At 68.2% G+C, this 24,954-nt stretch carries 23 protein-coding genes and 1 tRNA gene; 10 read left to right on the top strand and 14 right to left on the bottom strand.

Going from position 1 to position 24,954, the window contains the following annotated elements; translation table 11 throughout:
* Window positions 1-19: 19 nt before the first annotated feature.
* The 8 genes from QRN16_RS18795 to prfB form a co-directional block, all read right to left on the bottom strand.
* Window positions 20-1,537 carry an SDR family oxidoreductase gene (locus QRN16_RS18795; RefSeq protein ID WP_051613594.1) on the bottom strand — a complete coding sequence of 506 codons (1,518 nt, stop codon included), beginning with the start codon at window positions 1,535-1,537 and terminating at the stop codon, window positions 20-22.
* A gap of 69 nt (window positions 1,538-1,606) precedes the next feature.
* Window positions 1,607-2,476, bottom strand: a complete 870-nt coding sequence (locus QRN16_RS18790) for a DMT family transporter (protein ID WP_155957108.1) — start codon at window positions 2,474-2,476, stop codon at window positions 1,607-1,609.
* A complete protein-coding gene (gene smpB, locus QRN16_RS18785; RefSeq protein WP_285188891.1) occupies window positions 2,473-2,946 on the bottom strand; it encodes an SsrA-binding protein SmpB in 474 nt (157 codons plus the stop codon). The genes QRN16_RS18790 and smpB overlap by 4 nt, the downstream gene beginning before the upstream one ends.
* An 87-nt stretch (window positions 2,947-3,033) precedes the next feature.
* Entirely contained in the window at window positions 3,034-3,939 is a 906-nt protein-coding gene (gene ftsX, locus QRN16_RS18780) for a permease-like cell division protein FtsX (RefSeq protein ID WP_027506812.1), read from the bottom strand.
* Between the two features lie 69 nt (window positions 3,940-4,008).
* Window positions 4,009-4,698 (bottom strand): cell division ATP-binding protein FtsE, encoded by a 690-nt coding sequence (gene ftsE / locus QRN16_RS18775; protein WP_027506813.1) that lies wholly within the window; start codon window positions 4,696-4,698, stop codon window positions 4,009-4,011.
* Between the two features lie 53 nt (window positions 4,699-4,751).
* Window positions 4,752-5,204, bottom strand: coding sequence for an Rv3103c transmembrane domain-containing protein (locus QRN16_RS18770; protein WP_222650444.1), 453 nt, complete (start codon window positions 5,202-5,204; stop codon window positions 4,752-4,754).
* Window positions 5,201-6,025 (bottom strand): mechanosensitive ion channel family protein, encoded by an 825-nt coding sequence (locus QRN16_RS18765; RefSeq protein ID WP_081821432.1) that lies wholly within the window; start codon window positions 6,023-6,025, stop codon window positions 5,201-5,203. The genes QRN16_RS18770 and QRN16_RS18765 overlap by 4 nt, the downstream gene beginning before the upstream one ends.
* A 66-nt stretch (window positions 6,026-6,091) precedes the next feature.
* Entirely contained in the window at window positions 6,092-7,207 is a 1,116-nt protein-coding gene (gene prfB / locus QRN16_RS18760; protein ID WP_027506816.1) for a peptide chain release factor 2, read from the bottom strand.
* Window positions 7,208-7,264: 57 nt separating this feature from the next.
* Between prfB and QRN16_RS18755 the strand changes: the two genes are divergently transcribed.
* The 4 genes from QRN16_RS18755 to QRN16_RS18740 all read left to right on the top strand — a co-directional run bounded on the left by QRN16_RS18755 (window position 7,265) and on the right by QRN16_RS18740 (window position 11,111).
* Entirely contained in the window at window positions 7,265-8,089 is an 825-nt protein-coding gene (locus QRN16_RS18755) for an inositol monophosphatase family protein (RefSeq protein WP_285188887.1), read from the top strand.
* A gap of 39 nt (window positions 8,090-8,128) precedes the next feature.
* Complete coding sequence (locus QRN16_RS18750; protein ID WP_027506817.1) at window positions 8,129-9,547, top strand: acyl-CoA dehydrogenase family protein; 1,419 nt, start codon at window positions 8,129-8,131, stop codon at window positions 9,545-9,547.
* A gap of 31 nt (window positions 9,548-9,578) precedes the next feature.
* Window positions 9,579-10,799 carry an acyl-CoA dehydrogenase family protein gene (locus QRN16_RS18745; protein WP_056447862.1) on the top strand — a complete coding sequence of 407 codons (1,221 nt, stop codon included), beginning with the start codon at window positions 9,579-9,581 and terminating at the stop codon, window positions 10,797-10,799.
* A 102-nt stretch (window positions 10,800-10,901) separates the two neighbouring features.
* Complete coding sequence (locus QRN16_RS18740) at window positions 10,902-11,111, top strand: hypothetical protein (RefSeq protein WP_037186691.1); 210 nt, start codon at window positions 10,902-10,904, stop codon at window positions 11,109-11,111.
* Between the two features lie 99 nt (window positions 11,112-11,210).
* Here QRN16_RS18740 and QRN16_RS18735 read toward each other — a convergent pair.
* A tRNA-Met gene (locus QRN16_RS18735) sits at window positions 11,211-11,287 on the bottom strand.
* Between the two features lie 462 nt (window positions 11,288-11,749).
* Here QRN16_RS18735 and QRN16_RS18730 point away from each other — a divergent pair.
* Entirely contained in the window at window positions 11,750-12,280 is a 531-nt protein-coding gene (locus tag QRN16_RS18730) for a transglycosylase family protein (protein ID WP_027506819.1), read from the top strand.
* Between the two features lie 535 nt (window positions 12,281-12,815).
* Here the strand turns inward: QRN16_RS18730 and QRN16_RS18725 are convergent.
* Window positions 12,816-15,812, bottom strand: a complete 2,997-nt coding sequence (locus QRN16_RS18725; RefSeq protein WP_222638652.1) for a UPF0182 family protein — start codon at window positions 15,810-15,812, stop codon at window positions 12,816-12,818.
* A 178-nt stretch (window positions 15,813-15,990) separates the two neighbouring features.
* On the opposite strand from QRN16_RS18725, the gene QRN16_RS18720 reads away from it, so the two are divergent.
* Window positions 15,991-16,629 carry a PPA1309 family protein gene (locus tag QRN16_RS18720; RefSeq protein ID WP_231476446.1) on the top strand — a complete coding sequence of 213 codons (639 nt, stop codon included), beginning with the start codon at window positions 15,991-15,993 and terminating at the stop codon, window positions 16,627-16,629.
* Window positions 16,630-16,646: 17 nt separating this feature from the next.
* Here QRN16_RS18720 and QRN16_RS18715 read toward each other — a convergent pair whose 3' ends face one another.
* Window positions 16,647-17,672 carry a YlbL family protein gene (locus QRN16_RS18715; protein WP_056448064.1) on the bottom strand — a complete coding sequence of 342 codons (1,026 nt, stop codon included), beginning with the start codon at window positions 17,670-17,672 and terminating at the stop codon, window positions 16,647-16,649.
* Window positions 17,673-17,805: 133 nt separating this feature from the next.
* Between QRN16_RS18715 and QRN16_RS18710 the strand changes: the two genes are divergently transcribed.
* The 3 genes from QRN16_RS18710 to QRN16_RS18700 all read left to right on the top strand — a co-directional run bounded on the left by QRN16_RS18710 (window position 17,806) and on the right by QRN16_RS18700 (window position 21,583).
* Window positions 17,806-19,185, top strand: a complete 1,380-nt coding sequence (locus QRN16_RS18710) for a zinc-dependent metalloprotease (protein WP_027506823.1) — start codon at window positions 17,806-17,808, stop codon at window positions 19,183-19,185.
* 123 nt (window positions 19,186-19,308) lie between these two features.
* The gene (locus tag QRN16_RS18705; protein ID WP_285188881.1) at window positions 19,309-20,190 is read left to right on the top strand and encodes a hypothetical protein; all 882 of its coding nucleotides are present in this window, start codon (window positions 19,309-19,311) and stop codon (window positions 20,188-20,190) included.
* An 82-nt stretch (window positions 20,191-20,272) separates the two neighbouring features.
* A complete protein-coding gene (locus QRN16_RS18700) occupies window positions 20,273-21,583 on the top strand; it encodes an ABC1 kinase family protein (protein WP_027506825.1) in 1,311 nt (436 codons plus the stop codon).
* A gap of 23 nt (window positions 21,584-21,606) precedes the next feature.
* On the opposite strand, the gene QRN16_RS18695 is transcribed toward QRN16_RS18700, so the two are convergent.
* The 3 genes from QRN16_RS18695 to QRN16_RS18685 form a co-directional block, all read right to left on the bottom strand.
* Window positions 21,607-21,951, bottom strand: coding sequence for a WhiB family transcriptional regulator (locus tag QRN16_RS18695; RefSeq protein ID WP_502944015.1), 345 nt, complete (start codon window positions 21,949-21,951; stop codon window positions 21,607-21,609).
* 151 nt (window positions 21,952-22,102) lie between these two features.
* Entirely contained in the window at window positions 22,103-22,360 is a 258-nt protein-coding gene (locus QRN16_RS18690; protein ID WP_222647049.1) for a hypothetical protein, read from the bottom strand.
* Between the two features lie 89 nt (window positions 22,361-22,449).
* Entirely contained in the window at window positions 22,450-24,561 is a 2,112-nt protein-coding gene (locus QRN16_RS18685; RefSeq protein ID WP_285189050.1) for an ATP-dependent DNA helicase UvrD2, read from the bottom strand.
* A gap of 154 nt (window positions 24,562-24,715) precedes the next feature.
* On the opposite strand from QRN16_RS18685, the gene QRN16_RS18680 reads away from it, so the two are divergent.
* Window positions 24,716-24,943: a mycoredoxin gene (locus QRN16_RS18680; protein ID WP_037186837.1), complete on the top strand. Its 228-nt coding sequence runs from the start codon at window positions 24,716-24,718 to the stop codon at window positions 24,941-24,943.
* The last annotated feature ends 11 nt before the right edge of the window (window positions 24,944-24,954 follow it).

The raw sequence follows: 24,954 nt of genomic DNA, 5'->3' as shown, positions 1-24,954 counted from the left end.
TGGACACGTCAGTCTAACGTCATCCGACGCGGGTTTCATCCCGTTTGTCACCGGTGTCGGCCGCGCGTTCGGCCTTGCCCGTGATGTTCTCGAGCATTCCGCGGAAGATCACACCGTGGAACGGCATGATGGCGAACCAGTACAGCCGTCCGCCCAGCCCCCGCGGGAAGAAGATCGCGCGCTGCTCGTAGCGGGAGCGGGTCCCGCCGTCGCGCGGAAGGACGCGCAGTTCCAGCCAGGCACCGCCCGGCGCCTTCATCTCGGCGCGCAGACGCAGCAGCGACCCGCGCTCGATCTCCTCGACGCGCCACCAGTCGAGCGCCTCGCCGTTGACCAACCGACGTGGATCCCGACGGCCGCGCTTGAGTCCCACGCCCCCGACGATCTTGTCCATCCAGCCGCGGATGACCCAGGCAGCGGGGAACGAGTACCACCCGTTCTCACCACCGATGCCCTCGACGACGTCCCAGAGCAGTTCCGGTGGTGCGTTGCAGTCCTGTGCGCGTTCGTCGACGTACACCACCTCACCGGCCCAGTCGGGGTCCGACGGCAGCGGATCGGAGGGGGCGCCGGCATCGGTCGCGTTGGACCACGTGGTCTCCACCTCCCCGTCCTCGATGCGCCGCAGCGCGAGGTGCACGGAATCAGCGAAGGTGGTCAATCCACCCTCCGGCGGAGGGACGACCGTGTCGATGTCCTGTTCGTGGGCGATGGCGTCGTACTGCAGTGACTCGATGAGGGGCATGGCCAGTCCGCGTGGGATCGGCGTGACCAACCCGATCCAGTGACCGGCGAGTCGGGGAGTCAGCACCGGCAACACCAGCATGCGACGCTTGCGCAGACCCGCCACACTCGCGTACTCGTTCATCATCTCGCCGTACTGCAGGACGTCCGGCCCACCGATGTCCCAGGTACGGGAAGTCTCGAACGGAGCGGTCGCCGACTCGATCAGGTAGTGCAGCACGTCGCGGACGGCGATCGGCTGGATCTGGTTGTGCACCCACTTGGGGGTCGTCATGACGGGCAGTCGATTGGTGAGGTGCCGGATCATCTCGAACGACGCGGATCCGGAGCCGATGACGACACCCGCCTGCAGCACCACGGTGAAGACGCCGGACTCGATGAGGATCCGGCCCACCTCGGCACGCGATTCGAGGTGCGGGGACAACGCGCCGGTCACCGGGTGGAGGCCGCCGAGATACACGATGCGCTGCACCCCGGCGGCCTTCGCCGCTTCGGCCACGTTCTCCGCACTCCGACGCTCCGCCTCGGCGAAGTGGTCGGATCCCCCCATGGAGTGGACGAGGTAGTAGACGACGTCGACGTCCCGGAACGCGTCGTCCAGCGACTCGCGATCACTCAGATCGCCCTGCACCACCTCGACGTCCGCAGCCCACGGCACGTCGCGAAGCTTCTGAGGCGACCGGGCGAGGACGCGAACCCGGTAGCCGGCCTCCGTCAGTCGCGGGGCGAGTCGACCGCCGATGTAGCCCGTCGCTCCGGTGACCACGACACGGGCGCCTGCTTCGGTGTTCATGCACTCCATTCGTAGCAGAGGAGCACCTCGAGTGTGGCGCCCACCCGGAGCGAAGCTACCGCCAGGTGGTCAGGCACCCGCGGTGATCAGCCCGACCGCGCCCAGGGCGATGACCATGCCGACGATCTGAACCTTGGCCACCCGCTCCCCCAGCATCACCATGGCCAGCAGCACGGTCGCGGCGGGATACAGCGAGGCGATCACGCTGACGAGGGACAGCAGCCCACCCTGGAAGGCATAGAGCAACGCGGCGTTGGCGGCGACGTCCAGAAGAGCGATCCAGGCGGCCAGCTTCAGAACGCCGCCACGGGGGAACGAGAACATGCCGGTGCCGAGGGCGACCGCCCACACGAGGGCGGTGGCGGTGACCCGGTTTGCCAGCAACGGCCACAGACCCGCGTCGTCCTCCCCGGCCCGGTCGAGAAAGATGAACGTCAACGCGAATGCCAGACCGGAACCGACGGTCAGCCATGCCACCCGGGGCGTGAATCGCAGAGTCCGTCCGCCGGCCACGTCACCTGCGGCGTCGTCGGGTGATTCCTTGCTGACCATGAGCACAGCCACCAGCGCCAGCGCGATGCCGATGTATGCCAGGACGCCGGGTCGCTCGCCCAGGACGAGCCCGACGCCGACCGGTACACCGGCCACCAGAACGGCCGTGATCGGCGACACGACGGCCATCGGCCCGGCGGCGAGTGCCAGGTAGAACCACCACACGGCGACACCGCCGGCCAGTCCGGACAACGCACCCCACACCACGGACGACGCGGTGAGAGTGCCTCCGACGAACGGCATCACCGCCGCCACGACGAGTACCGAGACCGGGTACGAGACGATCACCACGCGCAGCGCGGCGACGCGTCGGGACGCGACTCCTCCGACGAAGTCGCTGACGCCGTACCCGAGCGCCGCGATCAGCGCGAGGACGATCGCGGTCAGCGCATTCCCTTTATGCGACGACCGAGCTCACGGGTGACCTCGCGTTCCGCCGTTCGGCGAGCCAGGTCCTGACGCTTGTCGTAGTCCTGCTTGCCCTTCGCCAGGGCCAGCTCGACCTTCACCTTGCCCTCGTTGAAGTACATGGAGAGCGGTACCAGCGTCATGTTGCCCTCACGCGTCTTGCTGATGAGGACCTCGATCTCCCGCTTGTGCAGCAGAAGCTTGCGGTTGCGCCGCGGCGCGTGGTTGGTCCAGCTTCCCGCCATGTACTCGGGAATGTGCAGGCCGCGCAGCCACACCTCGCCGTCGTCGACGGTGGCGAAGGCATCGGCCAGCGACGCCTTCCCGTCACGCAGGCTCTTGACCTCGGTGCCGACGAGGGCGACTCCGGCCTCGTAGACGTCGAGGATCGTGTAGTTGTGTCGCGCTTTGCGATTGGTCGCAATCGCCTTGCGACCTTTCTCCTTCACAGCTGGAACTCCTTCGGGCGCGGGTGGACGTGACTTCTGACAACCATAAGGACTCCGTCCACCCGTTTGTTCCGGGTGCCGGGTGCGCTACTGCCGGACGTACAGGCGCAGGGTGATGTAGGAGGTGATCGTGGCCATGCCGACGCCGACCAGAAGCAGGATCGGCGAGACCAACAGGACGTCGCTCGTCGTCACCCGAGCCAGGATGTTGGCCTGGTACAGGTCGTCCAGCACCGAGTCGATGAACGCCGCCTTGGCGGTGAACAGTCCGGCGATGGCGAGCACCGCACCCACCAGCGATGCCGCGATGGCCTCGAGCAGGAAGGGCAGCTGCGTATACCACCGCGTGGCGCCGACCAGGCGCATGATGCCCACCTCGGTCCGACGGGTGAACGCGGCGATCTGCACCATGTTGGCGATCAGCAGTACCGCCGCGACGGCCTGGACCACAGCCACCGCGAACGCGGCGTTGCGGACGCCCGCGAGGACGCTGAACAGCCGGTCGACCAGTTCGCGTTGGTTGAGCACGCTCTGCACACCCGGCCGCGCCCCGAACTCGTCGTTGATCACGCCGAACCGCTCGGGATCGCTGAGCTTCACCTTGAACGACGCGGGGAAGCTCTCGGGTGACACCAGGGACGCCAGCTCCGGCTGATCCTTGAAGACGCGATCGGTGGCGTCGGCGACGGCGTCCTCCCGGTTGAGGTACTGCACCGACACCACGGACGGCGTCGATTCGAGGTCCGTGCGGAGGCCGGCGCAGATGCCCGAGGTGCAGTCCGGGTCGGTGGTCGAGATGTCGTCGGTCAGGAAGATCTGGACCTCGACGCGATCCAGGAAGATCTGCTGCGTCTTCCCCGCCATCTGCACGACCAGCAGGCCACCACCGAACAGACCGAGGGAGATGGCGGTGGTCAGCACCATCGCGATGGTCATCGTGATGTTGCGGCGCAGTCCGGTGAGAACTTCGCCGAGAAGGAAACTAGCGCGCACGGTTCACACACTTTCTTCGAGAGGTCGTTGCGCCGAGGCGCGAGGAGGGGACGGAGCCGAGAGCGGGATCTAACGACCCACGCCGTACACCCCTCGTGCCTCGTCGCGGACCACCCGGCCGTTGTCGAGCTCGACGACGCGGCGACGCATCGAGTCGACGATGTGGTTGTCGTGAGTTGCCATGAGGATGGTCGTGCCCGTGCGGTTGATGCGCTCGAGCAGCAACATGATGTCCTGGCTGGTGTCGGGGTCCAGGTTGCCGGTGGGCTCGTCCGCGAGCAGCACGAGCGGCCGGTTCACGAAGGCGCGGGCCACGGCGACTCGCTGCTGCTCACCGCCGGACAGCTCGGACGGGAGACGATCCGCCTTGCCGGACAGGCCGACCAGCTCGAGCACCTCCGGCACCGTCCGCTCGATCACCCCGCGCGGCTTGCCGATCACCTCGAGGGCGAACGCGACGTTCTCCGACACCGACTTGTTCTGCAGCAGGCGGAAGTCCTGGAAGACGCATCCCATGCTCTGCCGCAGCTTCGGCACGCGCCGCCCGGCGAGCTTGTTCACGTGGAAGTCCGCCACCGTGATGTCGCCCGAGGTCGGCATCTCCTCGCGCAGGAGCAGGCGCATGAAGGTCGACTTGCCCGAGCCCGACGGCCCGATGAGGAAGACGAACTCGCCCTTCTCCACCTTCACCGACACCTTGTCCAGCGCGGGTCGAGTCGAGGACTTGTAGGACTTCGAGACGTTCTCCACGCTGATCACGGGTCGCCAGTGTAGCCGCGCGTCCCGACGGTGCCGCTACAGCGACGCGCGGGTCAGTTCGTTCCGCTCGGCAACGGCAGACCGGGGATGGTCGGCAGCTGGAACCCGGGCGCTCGCGTCGTCGTGCCGGTGGTGGTCGTGGGCGCCGGCGCGGTCGTCGTGACACCGTCCTGCGGCGAGGCCGGATCAGTCGTGGTCGGCACGGGCGTCGTGGTCGACCGGAACGTGGTGGTCGTCGGGGCGTAGGTCTCCGCCGGGGGCGGCGCCTCGGACGACGACGGCGCGGGCGGGACGTACACCGGCGAGTTCTCGTTGAGGGTCGGGTCGAAGCGCACGTTGTTCCACAGCACCAGTACTGCCAGGAAGGCGAGCACCATCACCACGGTGGTCGTGCGGAAACGGCCGAGGATGCGCGCCGGTATGCGCGACATCCACCCGGGGCGGAACGTCGATCGCGGAGCGTCCGGGTGCTCGGTCGCCGGGCTCTCGGGTTCGTTCGAGGTCACTGTTCGCCTCCCACGGGACGGTCGGCGGAGAGTTCGGGCGAGACGGTGATGCCGTCGTTACGCAGTGTCAGAGCGATGCGCGCGCGGAGCTCGCGTCCCACCTCGAACTGCTTTCCCGGCAGGGTGCGGGCGACGAGGCGCAGGTTGACCTGGTCCACCTCGATGCTCTCGACACCCATGACGGTGGGCTCGTCGAGCAGCAACTCGGTGAGCCGACCGTCGCGGTAGGCCTCCTCGCCCACCGACTTCAGCAGCTCGGTGACGCGCGAGAGATCCGCGGACGGCGGCACCGGCACGTCGATGACCGCGCGCGCCCAGTCCTTCGACAGGTTGACCGCCTTGACGATCTGCCCGTTGGGCACGGTGATCACCTCGCCCTCGGCCGACCGCACCCGCGTGACGCGCAGCGTCACGTCCTCGACGGTGCCGATCGCGTCGCCCGCGGTGCCGGTGATCGCGAGCTGGACCACGTCGCCGTACCCGTACTGACGCTCGGTGATGATGAAGAACCCGGACAGGATGTCCTGGACGATGCGCTGGGCACCGAAACCGAGCGCGGCACCGAGCACGGTCGCCGGAGCCACGAGGCTGGTGATCGGGAAGCCGAGGCGCTGCAGGACCCGGATGGCGACCAGCACGTAGATGAGTGCCACGACCACCCAGGTGACGACCTGCGCCACCGAGTGGCGGTGTTTCGCCGCCTCGGTGCGCACGAGCGCGTCGGTCTGCTGGTAGGTCCGGTCGATGCGGCCGGTGATCTTGCCGCCGGCCCACCCCACCGCCCGCGCCGCGAGCATGCCGCCGAGTATCCACAGGATCATCTCGAGGAAGTTGTTCTGGAGCCAGAAGACGAAATCGGGAGGCAGTGGCCAGAAGGCGCTCACCTGTTACTCCTGCTCTGCACGCATACGCCAGCGGATGCCCGACTCGATGAAGCCGTCGATGTCACCGTCGAGCACCGAGGACGGGTTGTTGACCTCGTACTCGGTCCGCAGATCCTTCACCATCTGGTACGGGTGCAGGACGTACGAGCGCATCTGGTTACCCCAGGAGCTGCCGCCGTCGCCCTTGAGGGCGTCCATCTCGGCGCGCTCCTCCTTGCGCTTGACCTCGAGCAGCTTGGCCTGCAGCACGCGCATGGCGGACACCTTGTTCTGCAGCTGCGACTTCTCGTTCTGGCAGGTGACGACGATGCCGGTCGGAATGTGGGTGAGCCGCACGGCGGAGTCGGTGGTGTTGACGGACTGACCACCCGGTCCCGACGAGCGGTACACGTCGACACGGATGTCGTTCTCGGGGATCTCGATGTGATCGGTGGTCTCGACGACCGGCAGCACCTCGACCTCGGCGAAGGACGTCTGGCGGCGACCCTGGTTGTCGAAGGGGCTGATGCGCACGAGACGATGCGTGCCCTGCTCGATCGACAGAGTTCCGTAACTGTAGGGCGCCTTCACCGCGAAGGTGGCGCTCTTGATGCCGGCCTCCTCGGCGTACGAGGTGTCGTAGACCTCCACGCCGTATCCGTGCTTCTCGGCCCAGCGGATGTACATGCGCATCAGCATCTCGGCCCAGTCCGCGGCGTCGATCCCGCCGGCGCCGGACCGGATGTTGACCAGCGCGTCACGCTTGTCGTACTCACCCGACAGCAGGGTCCGCACCTCGAGCAGCTCGACGTCGGTGTGCAGGGAGACGCGCTCGGCGTCCGCCTCCGCGAGCGCCTCGGCGGCGGCCTCGCCCTCTTCCGCCTCGGCGAGCTCGTACAGCACCGGAAGATCGTCGAGCCGCTGGCGCAGCGCCTCGACCCGCCGCAACTCGGTCTGCGCGTGCGACAACGCGCTGGTCACCTGCTGGGCGTGGTCCTGGTCGTTCCACAGCTCGGGGTCGGCAGCCTGGTGTTCGAGCTCGTCGATCCGGCGACGGAGTTCCTCGATGTCGAGCACCGACTCCACGGTCTTGAGGGTGGTGTCGAGTTCGGCGATGTCAGCGGATACGTCAGGATGCACGCGCCCGAGGTTACCGGCAACGACCGACGGGCCCGCACCGCAGTAACGTCCTGTGCCGTGACCGACCTCGCCGACGATCTCACCCTCGCCCTCCGTCTCGCGGACGCGGCCGACGCCATCACCACGGCGCGATTCCTGGCCGTGGACCTGCGCATCGAGGACAAGCCGGATCTCACCCCCGTCTCGGACGCGGATCTGGCCGTCGAGACCGAGATCCGGCGGCTGCTCGGCGAGGTCCGACCGGGCGATGCGGTGTTGGGCGAGGAGTTCGGCGGCGACGCCGTCCTCTCCGGGCGTCAGTGGGTGCTCGATCCCATCGACGGCACCAAGAGCTTCGTCCGCGGTGTGCCGATCTGGGCGACGCTGGTCGCGCTGCTCTCCGACGGCGTGCCGGTCGTGGGAGTGGTCAGCGCTCCCGCTCTCGCGCGGCGATGGTGGGCGGCCGACGGGCTGGGAGCGTTCGCACGCTTCGGTGCCGACGAGCCGCGACGGTTGTCGGTGTCGTCGGTGGCGTCTCCGTCCTCGGCGAGCCTGGGATTCTCCAGCCTCAGCGGGTGGAGGGACGCCGGTCTGCGAGAGAACTTCCTGGATCTGACCGACGAGGTGTGGCGCGTCCGCGGCTACGGCGACTTCCTCTCGTACTGCCTGGTCGCCGAGGGATCGATCGATGTGGCCGCCGAGCCCGAAGTATCACTGTGGGACCTGGCTCCGCTCGACGTGCTGGTACGGGAGGCGGGCGGCCGTTTCACCGCTCTCGACGGTGCGGCGGGGCCGCACGGGGGCAGCGCGGTGGCGTCGAACGCGCTTCTGCACGACGCCGTCCTCGGGCGCCTGACGCGCCGACCTTACTCGACGGTAGACACCGAACTTACCGACGAGTAAGATAGGTCCCGTCCACGACCGAACACCGAGAACAGCTGGGTGATCATGACGAAGAACGACAGCGCCCCCACGACCAAGACCGATGCGTCTCGGCGCCCGGTGCGCGACACGTCAGCGGTCGGGCTCAACCCGATCCGACGCGACGCCATCGGAACCGCGATGCGCGTGCTCACCAAGCTCTCCGGCTCCGACCTGGCCGAGAAGTACAACCTGCGCCAGACGATCGACCGTGTCACGTACGAGAGCACGAAGACCGGCTTCAAGACGCTCGGTGCCGCCACCCGGACCTTTTCCAAGGTGTCCGGCGGAGGCAAGCCCGAGCGTCTGCCCGAGTCCTCCACCAAGGGACTCGACTACTTCGACCTGACTCCCGACGACGAGCAGAAGATGATCGTCGAGACGGTGCTCGAGTTCGCCGAGGAGATCATGCGCCCGGCAGCGCACGACGCCGACGAGGCCGCGGCATCGCCGGACGACCTCGTCGCTCGCGCCGCCGAACTGGGCATCACCCTCATCAACGTCCCCGAGAACCTCGAGGGCGCGGCCAGTGAGCGCGGCGCCGTCACCAACGCCCTCGTCGCCGAGGCGCTCGCGTACGGGGACATGGGCCTGGCCCTGCCGATCCTCGCCCCCAGCGGCGTGGCGGTGGCGCTCACGCAGTGGGGCACCGAGACTCAGCAGAAGACGTACCTGCCGTCCTTCACGGGTGAGAAGGTACCCAGTGCGGCTCTCGTCGTGAACGAGCCGCGCGCGCTCTTCGACCCGTTCGCGCTGCAGACCAAGGCGGTCCGCTCCCCCAGCGGCTACAAGCTCACGGGCGTCAAGAGCCTCGTACCGTCGGCCGCCGCCTGCGAGCTGTTCATCGTCGCCGCCGAACTCGACGGCCGTCCCGCTCTCTTCATCGTCGAGTCGGACAGCGCCGGGTTGAGTGTCGAGGCGGACCCCAGCATGGGTCTGCGTGCAGCGGGCATCGGCCGACTGCATCTCGACGGCGTCGCCGTACCCGAGGCCAACCTGCTGGGCGACGGCGACGCGGACGCCCACGTGTCCGACTACACCGACGCCATCCGGCTCGCGCGTCTCGGCTGGGCGTCCATGGCCGCCGGCACATCGAAGGCCGTCCTGGACTACGTGGTCCCCTACGTCAACGACCGCACCGCGTTCGGCGAGCCGATCAGCAACCGTCAGGCCGTCGCCTTCATGGTGGCCAACATCGCGATCGAGCTCGACGGTCTGCGCCTGGTCATTCAGCGTGGTGCGTCCCGTGCGGAGCAGGGACTGTCCTTCGCACGCGAGGCCTCGCTCGCCCGACGACTCGCGACGGACAAGGGCATGCAGATCGGCCTCGACGGTGTCCAGCTTCTCGGCGGACACGGTTTCACCAAGGAGCACCCGGTCGAGCGCTGGTACCGCGATCTCCGCGCCGTCGGCGTTGCCGAGGGCATCGTCCTGATCTGATCCGACACCCCACCTTTCGATTGGAACTCTCATGATCAATCTCGAACTTCCTCGCAAGCTCAGGGCGTCGGCCAACCAGGCTCACCAGGTCGCGGCCGAGATCATGCGCCCCGTGTCGCGCAAGTACGACCTGGCGGAGCACGCCTACCCGGTCGAGCTCGACACCATGGCCGCCATGATCGAGGGCATGAGCGACGCCGGCGGTGAGATCGGCGGCGCCAAGGGCGGCCGTGAGGCCAAGGGCGACGCTCCGAAGCCGAGCAAGACCGCAAATGCCAACGGCGGCAACATGTCCGCTCTGGTCAACGTCATCGAGACCTGCTGGGGCGACGTGGGTCTGACCCTGTCCATCCCCTACCAGGGCCTCGGCAACTCCGCCATCGCCGCCGTCGCCACCGACGAGCAGCTCGAGCGCTTCGGCAAGGTGTGGGCCTCGATGGCCATCACCGAGCCCTCGTTCGGTTCCGACTCGGCCGCCGTGAGCACCACCGCGGTACTCGACGGTGACGAGTGGGTCCTCAACGGCGAGAAGATCTACGTCACGGCCGGCGAGCGCTCCACGCACATCGTCGTGTGGGCCACCGTGGACAAGACCAAGGGCCGCGCCGCGATCAAGTCCTTCGTCGTCCCGCGGGACGCACCGGGCCTGTCCGTCGCACGCCTCGAGCACAAGCTGGGCATCAAGGCGTCCGACACCGCAGCCCTGCTCCTCGACAACTGCCGCATTCCGAAGGACAACCTCCTGGGTTCCCCGGACGTCGACACGGACAAGGGCTTCGCCGGCGTCATGCAGACGTTCGACAACACCCGTCCTCTGGTCGCCGGCATGGCCATCGGAGTCGCCCGTGCAGCGCTCGAGGAGCTCCGGTCGATCCTGACCGACGCCGGAGTGGTCATCGACTACGACGCTGCCACCTACAGCCAGTCGGCCGCTGCTGCGGAGTACATCCGGCTCGAGGCCGACTGGGAGGCTGCTTACCTGCTCGCTCTCCGCGCTGCGTGGATGGCGGACAACAAGGAGCCCAACTCGCTGCAGGCGTCGATGTCCAAGGCGAAGGCAGGCCGTAGCGCCACCGACATCACACTCAAGGCGGTGGAACTGGCCGGCACGCTCGGCTTCTCCGAGCACCTGCTGCTCGAGAAGTGGTCACGCGACTCGAAGATCCTCGACATCTTCGAGGGCACCCAGCAGATCCAGCAGCTGATCGTGGCTCGCCGCGTGCTCGGGAAGACGTCCGCCGAGCTGAAGTGACGGTCACGCGACCCTGAGAAAGGCCCGGCACGTGTGCCGGGCCTTTCTGCTGTTCTGGCAAGCTGGAACGGACGAAGCACGGCGAACACGAGGGAGACTGCCATGTCGGACTGGGCGAAGAAGATCGAGGACAAAGCCAAGGGCCTCGTCGCGGAGGCCGAGGTGGGCCTCACCCACCTCGAGGGTGCGGACGCCGTCGATCTGGACGAGACGGACGACTCGGGGGACCGTACGGACGCCGGCGGGGACGTCGACGAGAACGACGCGCCCAGCACGGGCATGACGTCGGCGGATCCAGACATCTCTCACTGAGCACCAGGCACCGACGTCGCTCTGATCCGATCGAGTCGACGCCGGTGCCTGCGGCAACGCGAAAGGCCCGACAGTCTGAGACTGTCGGGCCTTTCGTGGTGGTAGCGGGGACAGGATTTGAACCTGCGACCTCTGGGTTATGAGCCCAGCGAGCTACCGAGCTGCTCCACCCCGCGTCAGCGTCGAGAACCTTTCGGCTCCGTCTGCGGTGCAAGCTGTACTGCGTTCTTGCTGAACAAGAAGTTACCGGACGGCGTCGGTGAATTGCAAATCGCCTGATGAGCAACGAGATCGAGCCTCGGAGGGTGACCGCGGTCTCTTTTCACCCGTGTTCCCCCTCACATAACGATGGGGTCACGAAGAGGACACGAGACGGTTGTCATCCGTCATGACCTGCAGAGATGTCACGAACCCATCATCTCGCCCGTTTCCGACCTCGCCAGAGGGCCGGGTGACGGCTCGTGATTGTTTCGTTACCGTCGCGCTCGGCCCGAAACAAGGGCCAGGCCGACCCGCCGCTGGATTCTTCTGCCCCGCGGGATCGGAGACCCGACTCGATGGGGGCAGGGATTCGAGCGAATGCAGGCGTCACTCGCCTGCGCGCTCACGTCGACCAGCGCTGAGAGGATCTACCCCGCATGACCACTGCACGTAACTTCACCACCCGAGCGCTCGGATGGGCCGCCGTCACCGGCGCCGTCGTCGCCGCACCGCTCGTCCTGAGCACCGGAACCGCCTCCGCAGCACCCGCCCACAACTGGGACGGCGTCGCACAGTGCGAGAGCGGCGGCAACTGGGGCATCAACACCGGCAACGGCTACTACGGTGGCCTGCAGTTCTCGCAGAGCACCTGGGCGGCCAACGGCGGCTCCGGCACCGCGTCCAGCGCCTCCAAGGCCGAGCAGATCCGCGTCGCCGAGAACGTTCTCGCGACCCAGGGCGTCGGCGCATGGCCCACCTGCGGCCAGTACCTCTCGTCGGGCACCACGTCGGTCGCCGAGGCGCCCGCACCGGCACCCGCTCCCGCGCCTGCTGCACCCGCCGCACCGGCACCCGTGCAGTCCGCCGTCGAGCAGGGCGCAGCACTGGCCCAGCAGTACGGCGTCGGCCAGCAGTACCAGGACTTCGTGGCCGCCAACTCCGGCGTCCTCGCGGGCCTCGCTCGCTAGAGCATCCTCTCGAACGTCCGAAGCGGGCGCACCCGATCATCGGGTGCGCCCGCTTCGTCGTGTGCGGGGCGTCTGCTGGTGCCCTGGTGTCGCCGCACCGGCCCCGCGACGCGATCTGCACCCTGCGCTCGGGGCTCACACCCCCTCCAGCAGGCGGGAAGGGGTGCGGGGTGCTGGAATCCGTGCGGGTCGACGCGGCGGCTCCCCCACACCCGGCCACGCCCCGGCCCCGTCGTCGGCGCAGGCGATCCGCACACGTTTCCTTAGCCGCGCACCCCCACCCGCCGGCGACAACGCGTGCGGGGCGCTGGAACCCGTGCGGGTCGACGCAGCGGCTCCCCCGCAACCCGGCTCCCCGATACCACCACTGCCATCCGCACACGTCGCACAAGCCGCACACCCCCACCCGCCGGCGGCAACGCGTGCGGGGCGCTGGAACCCGCGCCCAACGACCCGAACACAACGACCCGCGCTCACGACGAAGCCCCGCCACTCGTGACGAGTGACGGGGCTTCGGTCGTGACTACCGGGCCGACTATCCCCCGGTGCTGTTGTACTGGTCGATCGCGCGCTGCAGGTTGTCGAACGCGGTACCGAGCTGGGCGAAGTCACCCGACTGCTGCGCGGTCCGCACTGCTGCCAGCGCACTGTTGAGGTTGTTCACCGCGGCCGTCCGGTCGACGGGCGCAGCGGGTGCGGCCGACGTGGACGGAGGCGTGGTGGCAGACCCCTCGGTGGGTGCCGGGGTGGTGCCGGTCGACGAGCCGTTGTCCGGCTGGGGCTCTGTCGCCTCACCGCCCGGCGCGGTCGCCACGCTGCCCGTACCGGAGCCGAACACCTGGTCCAGTGCCTCGGCCAGCGTCGCCGCGTACCCGACGCGGACTCCGCCGCCCGCACCCGGCTCGCGATAGCTCACGAGTACGCGGGACAACTGCGGGAACGTGGAGGTGTTCGTCGTGTTGCGCTCGGTGTACAGCGGCTCGACGTAGAGGATTCCGCCGTTGGCGATGGGCAGTGTCAGCAGGTTGCCGTACTGGATCCTGTTGGACTGCTGCAGCAGCGTTCGGTCCGACGCCACACGGGTGTCCGACGTCATCGAGTTCTGCGCCTGCTGCGGACCCTGAGTCTGCGTGTCGGTGGGCAACTGCAGCACCGTGAACTCGCCGTAACCCTCCGGATCGGAGCGCACGGAGATGTACGCGGACAACAGCTCTCGGTTGAAGCCCACCATCGCACTGGTCAACCTGAACGACGGCTGGCCCGTGTCCGGATCACCGATCAGGACGTAGTACGGCGGCTGGTTGAGGTTGGTGCCACCCTCGACGGTCGGGTCACTGGGAACCGACCAGAACGCATTGTTGGTGAAAAACTCGCCGGGATCGTTGACGTGGTACTTGGCGAGCATCTCGCGCTGGACCTTGAACAGATCCTCGGGGTAGCGGAAGTGCTGACGCAGTTCGTCGGAGATCGCCGACTCGGGCTGGACCGCACCCGGGAACGCGCCCATCCACGCGGCGAGGACGGGATCGTTGTCGTCCACCTGGTACAGGTTCACGGACCCGTCGTAGGCGTCGACGGTGGCCTTGACCGAGTTGCGGATGTAGGACACCTCGTCACGCGGAAGCAGTCGACCCGTGTTGGCGTCGATGCTGTCCTGCACCAGTCCCTCGAGCGAACTGCGCTGCGCGTAGGGGTACTGGTCCAGCGTGGTGTACGCGTCGACGATCCAGACGATCTTTCCACCGACCACGGCCGGGTAGGAGTTGCCGTCCGCGGTCAGCCACGGTGCGACCTTCTGCACGCGCTCACGAGGATCGCGGTTGAAGATGATCTTCGAGTCGTCGCCGATGGCGCCCGAGAAGAGGATGTTGCGTTCGGTGTACTTCGCCGCGAACGCCAACCGGTTGAACCAGTTGCCGATGCTCACGCCACCCGAACCGGTGTAGGTGTAGCGCGAGGTGTCGGTGTCGTACTCGCGGCCGTCCGAGCCTTCGCTGCCACCGACGATGGCGTAGTCGGGGTTGGACGACGCGATGACCTCGCCGTAGTAGATGCGGGGCTGCTCCACCGGGATGACCTGGTCGTCCGCGGCCTGCGACGCGAGGTCGCTGACGGTGTAGATCGGGTACCCGGAGTTGCTGTTCGACTCGGTGCTCGTCGCGTCCTGCACGGCGGCGTTCACGCGGTTGGCCGGGGCCGCCACGAAACCGTTGCCGTGCGTGTACACCGTGTGGCGGTTGATCCAGTCGGTCTGGTTGCCGGTGAGGCTGTTGGGAGACAGCTCACGCGCCGCGACGATGTAGTCCTGGAGCTGCCCGTCGATCTCGTAGCGGTCGACGTCCAACGTGGACGGGAACCCGTAGAAGTTCTTGAGCTGCTGCTGCTGGGTGAAGGTGCGCGAGAGCACGTTCGGATCGAGCAGACGGGTGTTGGCGATGGTGGTCTGGTCCGCGGGGACGTCCCGAGGCGACGCGGAACCGACGCCCGTGTAGTCCTCGTAGGTCACGGTGTCGTCCGTGATGCCGTAGGCGGCTCGGGTGGCCTCGATGTTCCGTTCGATGTACGCCCGCTCCTTGTCGGCAGCGTTGGGGCGCACCGAGAACTGCTCGACGACCAACGGCCAGACGGCGCCGACGAGAATCGACGACAGGACGAGAAGCGCGGTGGCGAGTGCCGGGATCCGCAGATCGCGCAGGAAGATCGCCGCGAAGAAGGCACCCGCACAGATGACGGCGATGGCCAGCAGGATGAGCTTCGCGGGCAGGACGGCGTTGATGTCGGTGAAGCCGGGGCCCGTGAACGTGGGCTCCTTACGGCTGCTCGACAAGAGTGCGTAACGATCGAACCAGTACGCCACCGCCTTGAGGACGACGAAGGTGCCGGCGAGCACGGCCAACTGGATGCGCGCCGACTTGGTCAGCGCACCCTCGCGGCCGCTGAGGCGCAGGCCGCCGAAGATGTAGTGCGTGACCAGTGCCGCGAAGAAGGCGATGACGACGGCGACGAAGAGCCAGTTGAGGATCGACCGGTAGAACGGCAGATCGAAGGCGTAGAAGCCGACGTCCAGGTTGAACTGCGGATCCTGCACGCCGAAGGATCCACCGTGCAGGAACATCTGCACCGTGACCCAGTTGCCCTGTGCGACAAGGCCGGAGAGCAGGCCGATGACGACCGGGATGCCGATACCGAACACGCGCAGACGCGACATGACGGTGGTGCGGTAGCGAGCGATGGGATCGTTCGGTCCGGCCGTGGGTACGAAGACCGGACGCGACCGGTAGGCGACGGTGAGAGCACCGAACACCGTGCCGCCCACCAGCAGAGCGACGACGAGGAACGTGATCACGCGAGTGAGGAGCACCGTCGTGAAGACGTTGCGGAAGCCGACCTCCCCGAACCACAACCAGTCCGTGTACGTGTCCACCAACCGGGGACCGATGAGCAACAGCGCGGCCAGAACCAACGCCAGGACCAGTAACGTACGGCTCCGTCTCGACAACGACGGTAAACCGGTTGGGGGCCTCATGCCCACGTGCCACACTCCAAGATCTCGCGCGCCGTCGCCTCGTGACACCACCGTGACGACACCACATGTCCGTTTTCGACCACTGTACGGACACCCTCGAACGCGAAGTGTCCCGCCGTGGCGACGTCCACGACTCTAGCCCTCGATGCGAGGATGGAGCGGTGAGTGACAACGAGGATGCATCGTGACCGGGAGCGAGTGGTTCGATCCCGAATCCGGGGACGCCCGCGCCGAACGCGCCCTCGCCCGCTGTGTGCGCGAGGTCGTCGACTACGTGGACGCCGGCGGGTGGGACCAGGGGCCTCAGTTGTTCGCGTTGGTCCCGACCGAGGATCTGGCGGCCGCGGAGCCCAGCCTGCTCGACCAGCTCGAGGACGGCGCCGACCTGACCCCTGTCGCCCAGGAGCGGCTGCCCGCCGACGTCGCGGGCGGATCGCACGCGCTCGACGAGTTCCTCGGCACGACCACCTGGCCGGCCTCGGTCGCCGGGTGCGCACTGGTCGAGGAGATCGTCGTTCTGCCGCCCGAGGCCGAATCGGATCTCGACAGCGCCCTCGCTCCGCTCCTGGCGGATCGCGACGCGGCGGACCAGGCCGCGCGCCTCACGGCCGAGGAGCACCCCGACCGGCGCGACGGGCGGCTCATCGTCGCCGTACTTCGGGACGGTCCGTCCATCGCCCTGCTGCAGCTGCGTCCCGAGAACGAGGACGACAGCAGTTTCGACGAGGCGCCGGAGCTACTGACCTACGAGAACCTGGCGCCGAACGTCGTCGCGGCGCTGCACGCCACGCTCGACGCGGATCCCGAGGACGAGGACTACTAGCGTTCGCACCCGGATCGTCACGAGCAGGACGGGGCGTCTCCCCCACCGGCCAGAGCGTCGAGCGACCCGATCGCATCGTCCAGGCTCGTGACCTTCACCAGGCGTAGCCCCTCCGGCGTCCGCGGCGCCGCCTCGGCGCAGTTGTCCGCGGGAACGAGGAAGATCGTCGCGCCGGCCTCGCGTGCGGCGACCAACTTGTACGGGATCCCGCCGATGGGACCCACCACGCCGTCGGCGTCGATCGTTCCTGTGCCGGCGACGAAGGCACCGCCGCTGAGGTCGCCGGGACTGAGCTTGTCCACCACCGCCAGCGAGAACATCAGTCCGGCGGACGGGCCGCCGACGTCGGCGAGATTGAACTCCACGGTGAACGGCACGTCCGGTGTCTCCTCCGGGGTGATGCCGAGATAGCCGCGCTCGGCGTCGTCCGGACGGGCGGCGACGGTGACGTTCTCCGTCGTCGTCGCGCCGTCCCGCGTGACGTCCACCGAGATGGTCGTGCCGGGATTCACGGCACCGACAGCCTTCTGGACGTCGGCCACAGTGGACACGGGCGCGCCGTCGATCGCGGTCACTCGGTCACCCTCCTCGAGGACGCCCGCCGCGGGGCTGTCGTCGCCGATCTGCGCGACCGTGAGCACCGTGGGCAGTCCGAGGTGATCCAAGGCGGCGAGTTCCGCACTGTCCTCGGATTCCGCGAAGTCGGCCTGGTTGGCGTTCTCGACCTCTTCTCGGCTGCGATCGGGCGGGTAGATCTCGTCGCGCGGGACCAGCCCCTGCCTGCCGCTGAGCCAGAGGCCGAGGGCGTCGAACACCGTCAACTCGTCCCGCACCGCCACGGTCGTCATGTTCAGGTGGCCGGACGGCCGATCGACGTCGGTGCCCTGGACGTCCACGACGGGCTTGCCGTCCACCTCACCGAGTGTGTCGAACGTCGGTCCGGGCCCGAGGGCCGCGAACGGAACGGTGACCGCAGATCCCAGAACTCCGAGGACGACCACCGGCAACAGAGCGACCAGGAGCGTCGCGATCCTTCGATTCACGTCACCACAGTAGAGAACGACACCGTCAACGCTGTCGGGGAGACGCGTCGACGTCGCCCGCGGCGTCGCTGTGTTCGCGCTCGGCGCACTCGGCATCGCCGCCGAACCCGTGTTCGGCTTGTACCGTTGAACCATGACCAACACGCCTTTCGGATTCTCCAATTCCGACGACGACCCGGACAAGAACGAGGGGTCGAGCGGCGGCTCCGGCACGCCCGGAGGTGGTGCCGGCGGATTCGGTTTCGGCGCCGAGGGTTTCGATCCGGCGGCGCTCGGCCAGATGTTCACGCAGATGGGTCAGATGTTCAGCGGGATGGGATCCGGTGCCACGTCGGGACCGGTGAACTACGACCTGGCGAAGAAGCTGGCCCTCCAGCAGATCGGGTCCACCACCCCCGTGCGGGAGGGATCGAAGTCCGCCGTCGTCGACGCGGCGCACCTGGCGGAGCAGTGGCTGAACGAGGCCACCATCCTCCCGGCCGGCGCGGTGCGCACCGAGGCGTGGACTCCGCAGGAATGGTTGGACAACACGCTCGACACGTGGAAGCGGTTGTGCGATCCCGTCGCCGAGCAGATCTCCGGCATGTGGACCTCCGCGTTGCCGCCGGAGGCGCAACAGATGGTCGGTCCGATGATCGGCATGCTCGGTCAGATGGGCGGTATGGCGTTCGGCTCACAGCTGGGCCAGGCGCTGGGCCAGCTGGCCAAGGAGGTCCTCACCTCGACCGACATCGGCCTGCCGCTCGGCCCCTCGGACACTGCGGCGCTGCTTCCCGACGCCGTCGCGGTGTTCAGCGAGGGCACCGAGCTGCCCGAGCGCGAGGTCCTCGTGTTCCTCGCCGCGCGCGAGGTCGCCCACCACCGTCTCTACTCGCACGTGCCGTGGCTGCGTCAGCGCGTTCTGGCCACCGTCGAGGAGTACGCGCGCGGCATCCGGATGGACTTCGGTGCCATCGAGGAGGCGGCCCGCGGTATCGATCCGTCCGCGCTCACCGACCCGAGCCAGCTGGAGAAGATCCTGCAGCAGGGTGCGTTCGAGCCGCAGACGACCCCGGAGCAGAAGGCGGCCCTGGAGCGCCTCGAGACACTGCTGGCCCTCGTCGAGGGGTGGGTGGACACGGTGGTGACCACCGCTCTGGGCGAGCGGCTGCCGGGAGCGTCCGCGCTGTCGGAGACGATGCGGCGCCGTCGCGCGTCCGGCGGCCCGGCCGAGCAGACCTTCGCGACGCTCATCGGCCTCGAATTGCGGCCGCGCAAGGTGCGTGAAGCAGCCGATCTGTGGCGTCGACTGACCGACGCTGCGGGTATCGACGGCCGCGACGGTGTGTGGGCCCACCCCGATCTGCTGCCCGACACCGCGGACCTCGACGACTCGTCGTCCTTCATCGATCGCATCGTGGGCGGGGACACCGGGTCCTTCGACGACCCCATCGCTCAGCTCGAGGAGTTCGAGCGCAAGCGCGCGGCCGAGAAGAAGGCCGAGGGAGACGACGAGGGCCCCGCCCCCGTCTGATTCCGCCGACCTGGGACTTCCCGACGCCCGCGTGACTGCGTCGCAGGTCGGAGCGCCGTAAGCCTGTGGACAAGCGGCGCGGGACACCCCCGTCCGCAGTGTGGGGCGTGCCATCGTCTGCGCATGACGGAGACACGCCACGCGAGCTCGCCCGAGATCGCCCGCACGCGCGCCGACCGGGACGGCCTCCCGCACCTGGCCGAGTCGGTCACGCTCCTCGTGCGCCGAGACGGTCGGCTGCAGGTCGGCTGGCATCCCGAGCGCCGGGTGGTCCTCACCCCGCCGGACGGCGTGACACCGGCCGTCATGGCCTCGGTGCTGCGTCTCCTGGACGGACGACGGTCGATACCCGACGTCTACTGGCGTGCAGCCGAACTCGGCGTGGACGCGGCAGCGCTCACCGCGGTGCAGGCCGAACTCGAACGACTGGGCGTGCTCGGACGTCGTCGTCCGCGGTCGTCCGCCGTCCGCACGGTCCTCGTTCTGGGACGCGGTCCCCTGTCGGATGCGGTGTCCATCGGGTTGTCCCCGACGGGCCGCGTCCAGCGCCGGCACGTGTCGCTCCCCCACAGACACGCGGACGTCGACTGCGTGGTCGTGGCGGACACCGTGCTCTGTGCTCCCGAGGTCTCCCGGGTGCTCATGGACGACGGCATCCCGCACCTTCCCGTGCGGCTGCGCGACGGCGTCGGCGTGGTGGGTCCGCTCGTCCTGCCCGGACACACGCCCTGCCTCGAGTGCGTCGAGCTGACGCGGTGCGACTACGACCGGGAATGGCCGCACCTCGCCGCGCAGCTACTCGGCACCGTCGGGTCCGCGAGCGGCGCCACCATCGCCGCCACCGCGGCGTTCGCGGTCGCGCAGGTCACCGAGTTCCTCGACGCACACGCGGACTCGCCCGCACCGATGACCGTCGGGCACAGCCTGGAGGTGGACCTCGTCGCCGCGGCCACCCGCCGTCGACGATGGCCGCGTCACCTGTTGTGCACCTGCGCTCGTCGGTGACGGACGGTGTGACGTGTCACGGATGCGCGGCCGGGTCTCGGCCGTCGCGGCGCGTCGGCCGATCGTCAGACATGATGGAGTCATGCCCGACATCCCCCGCAGCAGTTCCGCCCGGACAGCCAAGCTGGCCAGCATCCCCCTCGGGATGGCAGGCCGCGCAGCGATGGGCTTCGGACGCAAACTCGCGGGCGGAAATCGTGCGGAGATCGACGCCGAACTCAGCGCCAAGGCCGCCCAGCAGATGTTTGCCGTCCTCGGCGAACTCAAGGGCGGAGCGATGAAGTTGGGTCAGGCTCTCAGCGTCATGGAGGCGGCCGTACCCGAGGAGATGGCAGAGCCCTACCGCGAGGCGCTGACCAAGCTGCAGGCCGAGGCGCCCCCGATGCCGATCGCGACGGTCCATCGGGTGATGGATCAACAGCTCGGCACCGGGTGGCGCTCGCGCATCTCCGACTTCGACGACACGGCCACCGCGTCGGCCTCCATCGGTCAGGTGCACCGAGCGACCTGGTCCGACGGTCGCGACGTGGCGGTCAAGATCCAGTACCCGGGTGCGGACGAGGCGCTGAAGGCCGACCTCAAGACGCTGTCGCGTTTCGTCGGCATCCTCGGCACCATCGTGCCGGGAACCGACGTGAAGGCCGTCCTCGACGAGATGTCGGCGCGCACGGAGGAGGAACTCGACTACCGGATCGAAGGCGAGAACCAGCGTGCGTTCGCCGCGGTCTACGACGGGGACGAAAGATTCGCCGTGCCTCGTGTCGTGGCGAGTGCTCCCAAGGTGGTCATCACGGAGTGGATGGAAGGAACGTCCCTCTCCTCCGTCATCGCCACCGGAACCGCGGAGCAGCGCAACACCGCCGGCGAGAACCTGGCCCGCTTCCACTTCGAATCGGCGGAGCGCGTCCGCCGCATCCACGGCGATCCGCACCCCGGCAACTTCAAGTTGCTCGCCGACGGCAGGCTCGGCGTCATCGACTTCGGTGCGTGCCTCACTCTCCCCGACGGTCTGCCCCCGGAACTCGGTCGGATGGTGCGACTCTCGCGCGACGAGGAGTTCGACGAGCTGACGGAACTGCTGCGCGAGACGGGATTCGTGATTCCCGGCCGCGAGGTCACCGAGCAGGAGATCGCCGACTATCTCCGCCCCTTCACCGATCCGATCAAGACCGAGTCGTTCCACTTCACTCGAAAGTGGCTGCAGGGCACGGCAGGCAAGGCCGCGGACTTCAACGGTCCGCAGTTCCGTACGGCCCGGTCCCTCAATCTGCCGCCGCGGTACGCGGTGATCTTCCGCGTTCTCCTGGGATCGGTGGGCATCTGCGCCCAGCTCGACGCGAATGCTCCGTACATGGCGATTCTCACCGAGTGGATGCCCGGGTTCGCCGAGTAGCCGGGCGACACCCGCACCGACCGTCAAGCACAGACGACGGACGGTGCGGGTGCAACCGGGTTCTTGCGGGGACGGCCGCGAGACCGCTTGCGCGCGATGACGACTCCCTGATCGAAGATCTCGCCGCCCCACACTCCCCACGGCTCGGCACGGTCGAGCGCCGCGTCGAGGCACCCCGACCTGATGGGGCAGTGTGCGCACAGCTGCTTGGCGCGTTCGAGACGGTCGGGCGACTCGGCGAACCAGAGATCCGGATCGGCTCGGCGGCACGGCAACTGATCTGCGACGAAGTCGTCGATGGCGGCCACGGACCGGTCGGTCGTGGTGTCGTCGGTGCGGCATGTCGTCCGGGTGGTGGCGGGTGACACGTCGTTCTCCTCTTCTGCTGCGATTCACGGTGGTGTCGAACTCGACAGATCTGGCGAGATCCGTGAACGGCGTCGAGGGGTGTCCCACGACGAAGGCCACGGTTCGCAGGTGCGAATCCGTGGCCTTCGACGAAGGAATGCTGTGCGGTGCCTATCGAGTGATGTCCCGATCGACTCCGGTGCCCACGGATGCGCGATGCGCCCAGCGCTCGCGGTGACGGCGCGGCAAGGGTGCCACTCCGAAACCGGTCGTGCTCAGTGCGATTGCTTCGGCGACTGCGCCTGCGCCGGCTTTGTTCATGCCGGTGCTGCAGACGGCAGACTTCTGCTGCAGAAGCGCTGCGGTGGTGTAGATCTCCACGGGTGACACCTCCTTCGGCGGCGAGTCGGAATCGAGCAGGTCACGCACCGGAAACCCTCACGGGGCGCGCGGTACGAAATACACAGTAAACGGCTGCCTCAGACCGCACAACCCTTTTTCGACCTGCGGAGATGCGCTCACTCGGTGGCGGAGAGACGGGCGTCGACGAGCGCCAAGACGTCGGCTCCGAACCGCTCGAGCTTCTTCGCCCCGATACCCGGGATCGCGACGAGCCCGCGATCGTCGCGTGGCCGTTGCTCCGCGATGGCGGTCAGCGTGTTGTCGCTGAAGACCACGTAGGCAGGAACCTTGAGCGCCTTCGACGTCTCCGACCGCCAGGTCCGCAGGGATTCGAGCAGAGCGATGTCGACGTCGGACGGGCAGTTCTCACACCGGCCGAGCATGGTGGCCACCGTGCCGATGACGGGCTTGCCGCACACACGGCAGACCGGCCGCTTCTTGTGGACGGTGGGTGCGGCGATGCGCGATGCGGGCGACGACTCGGGAACCAGGTCGACCAGGAACCGCGAACGCCGACGCGACTTGCGACCGCCCTCGTTACGGGCCAGCGCCCAGGACAGTTCGAGGTGCTCCCTGGCGCGCGTCACACCCACGTACAACAGGCGACGCTCCTCCTCCACCGCGGCCTCGTCGGGCGACGAGTTGTTGTCTCCCAGAGCGTGACTGATGGGCAGCGTGCCGTCGGTGAGACCGACGAGGAAGACCGCGTCCCATTCGAGTCCCTTGGCGGCGTGCAGCGACGCCAGCGTCACCCCCTCCACCACCGGAGGGTGCCGAGCCTCCGCGCGCATCGCGAACTCACGCACCAGTCCCTCGAGATCGAGATCGGGTACCTGGACGACGAGATCCTCGGTCAGCGCGACGAGAGCCCGCAACGCAGCCCACTTCTCCCGCGCCTGAGCACCGTTGGGTTCCGTCGCCGACAGTCCCAGGGGAGCCAGCACCGCCTCCACGAGCCGCGGCAGGCCGGCCCCGCTGCGTGCGTCGGACGGCAGGTCGTCCCGGGCGGCGCTCGACCGAACGGCGGCGACGGCCGACCGGACGTCCTGCCGCTGGAAGAAGCTCTCGCCGCCGCGGATCTGATACGGAATTGCCAGATCCGTCAGCGCCTTCTCGTGCGCCTCGGAATGAGCGTTGATGCGATAGAGCACAGCGATCTCGGACGCCGCCGTGCCGGTACGGATCAACCGTTGAATGGTGCGCGCGACTCCCGCTGCCTCGGACACCTCGTCGTCGTACTCCACGAAGGTGGGGTCCGGTCCCGCCGCGCGCTGTCCGATGAGCTGGAGCCGTGTCCCCGCGATGCGCCCCTTCGCCGCGCCGATGACCTTGTTGGCGAGCCCGACGACCTCCGGCGTGGACCGGTAGTCGCGCTCGAGGCGCACCACCGTCGCCTCCGGGAACCGCCGCGAGAAGTCGAGCAGGAACCGCGGTGTGGCCCCGGTGAAGGAGTAGATGGTCTGGTTGGCGTCGCCGACCACCGTCAGGTCGTCCCGATCGCCCAGCCAGGCGTCCAACACACGCTGCTGCAGTGGAGTGACGTCCTGGTACTCGTCCACGACGAAGCACCGGTACCGCTCGCGGAACTCCTGTGCGACGGACGGGCTGTTCTCGAGCGCCGCCGCCGTGTGCAGCAGCAGATCGTCGAAGTCGAGGAGCACAGCATCGGGATCGCGGTTCTTGAGTTCCTCGTAACCCTCGTAGACCGCGGCGACACGATCCGCGTCGGTCGGCGTGTCGCGGTGCAGTCGTGCGGCGGCGGCCGGATAGTCCTCGGGCGCGATCAGCGAGGCCTTGGCCCACTCGATCTCACCCGCCAGGTCGCGGACACTGTCGGTGGACGTCGAGACGCCGGCAGCGGAGGCGGCCTGCCCGACGACGCCGAACTTGCGATCCAGCAGACGCCAGTCCGTGTTTCCCACGACCTGCGGCCAGAAGTACTTGAGCTGCCGCATCGCGGCGGCATGGAACGTGCGCGCCTGCACCTGCCCGTCGGACGACTGCCCCCGGATACCGAGGACGCGGAGCCGTTCGCGCATCTCCCCCGCAGCCCGCGCGGTGAACGTGACGGCGAGGACCTGACTCGGCTTGACGTGCCCGTCCGCGACGAGGTGGGCGATGCGACGGGTGATCGTCCTGGTCTTGCCGGTTCCTGCACCCGCGAGCACACACACGGGGCCTCGCGGAGCGAGCACGGCGGCCGACTGTTCGGGGTCGAGACCCTCCACCGCATCCCTGTCGTTCACGTGGCCATCATGTCAGCCCGCACCGACACCGCCGGCGCGCCCACCGCCCGATCGGAACAACCGTCGATGACTCCGCGTTGAGAGTTGCGTGACCACAGCACAGCAGAAAGACACAGCCCACGTGCCCGCAGTGACGATGTACTCGACGACCTGGTGCGGCTACTGCCGACGTCTCAAGACGCAGCTCGACGAGAACGGCATTGCCTACACGGAGATCGACATCGAGAAGGATCCCGCGTCCGCCGAGTTCGTCGGGAGCGTCAACAACGGAAACCACGTCGTGCCGACTCTGAAGTACGCCGACGGTTCCACTGCGACCAACCCCAGCCTCGCGCAGGTCAAGAAGGCCATCGGCCTGAACTGAGGCGTGGGCGC

This window comes from Rhodococcus sp. MEB041 (assembly GCF_030208955.1).
Taxonomy (GTDB): Bacteria; Actinomycetota; Actinomycetes; order Mycobacteriales; family Mycobacteriaceae; genus Rhodococcoides.
The sequence above is the reverse complement of the archived record's forward strand: the minus strand, read 5'-3'. Positions and strand labels throughout refer to the sequence as shown.

Bases quoted from the DNA above. Each gene is read 5' to 3' on its own strand.
- QRN16_RS18795 (WP_051613594.1), bottom strand. From the start codon at position 1,537: ATGAACACCGAAGCAGGCGCCCGTGTCGTGGTCACCGGAGCGACGGGC.
- QRN16_RS18765 (WP_081821432.1), bottom strand. From the start codon at position 6,025: ATGATCCTGTGGATACTCGGCGGCATGCTCGCGGCGCGGGCGGTGGGG.
- QRN16_RS18745 (WP_056447862.1), top strand. From the start codon at position 9,579: ATGATCAATCTCGAACTTCCTCGCAAGCTCAGGGCGTCGGCCAACCAG.
- QRN16_RS18740 (WP_037186691.1), top strand. From the start codon at position 10,902: ATGTCGGACTGGGCGAAGAAGATCGAGGACAAAGCCAAGGGCCTCGTC.
- QRN16_RS18730 (WP_027506819.1), top strand. From the start codon at position 11,750: ATGACCACTGCACGTAACTTCACCACCCGAGCGCTCGGATGGGCCGCC.
- QRN16_RS18710 (WP_027506823.1), top strand. From the start codon at position 17,806: ATGACCAACACGCCTTTCGGATTCTCCAATTCCGACGACGACCCGGAC.
- QRN16_RS18705 (WP_285188881.1), top strand. From the start codon at position 19,309: ATGACGGAGACACGCCACGCGAGCTCGCCCGAGATCGCCCGCACGCGC.
- QRN16_RS18700 (WP_027506825.1), top strand. From the start codon at position 20,273: ATGCCCGACATCCCCCGCAGCAGTTCCGCCCGGACAGCCAAGCTGGCC.
- QRN16_RS18680 (WP_037186837.1), top strand. From the start codon at position 24,716: ATGTACTCGACGACCTGGTGCGGCTACTGCCGACGTCTCAAGACGCAG.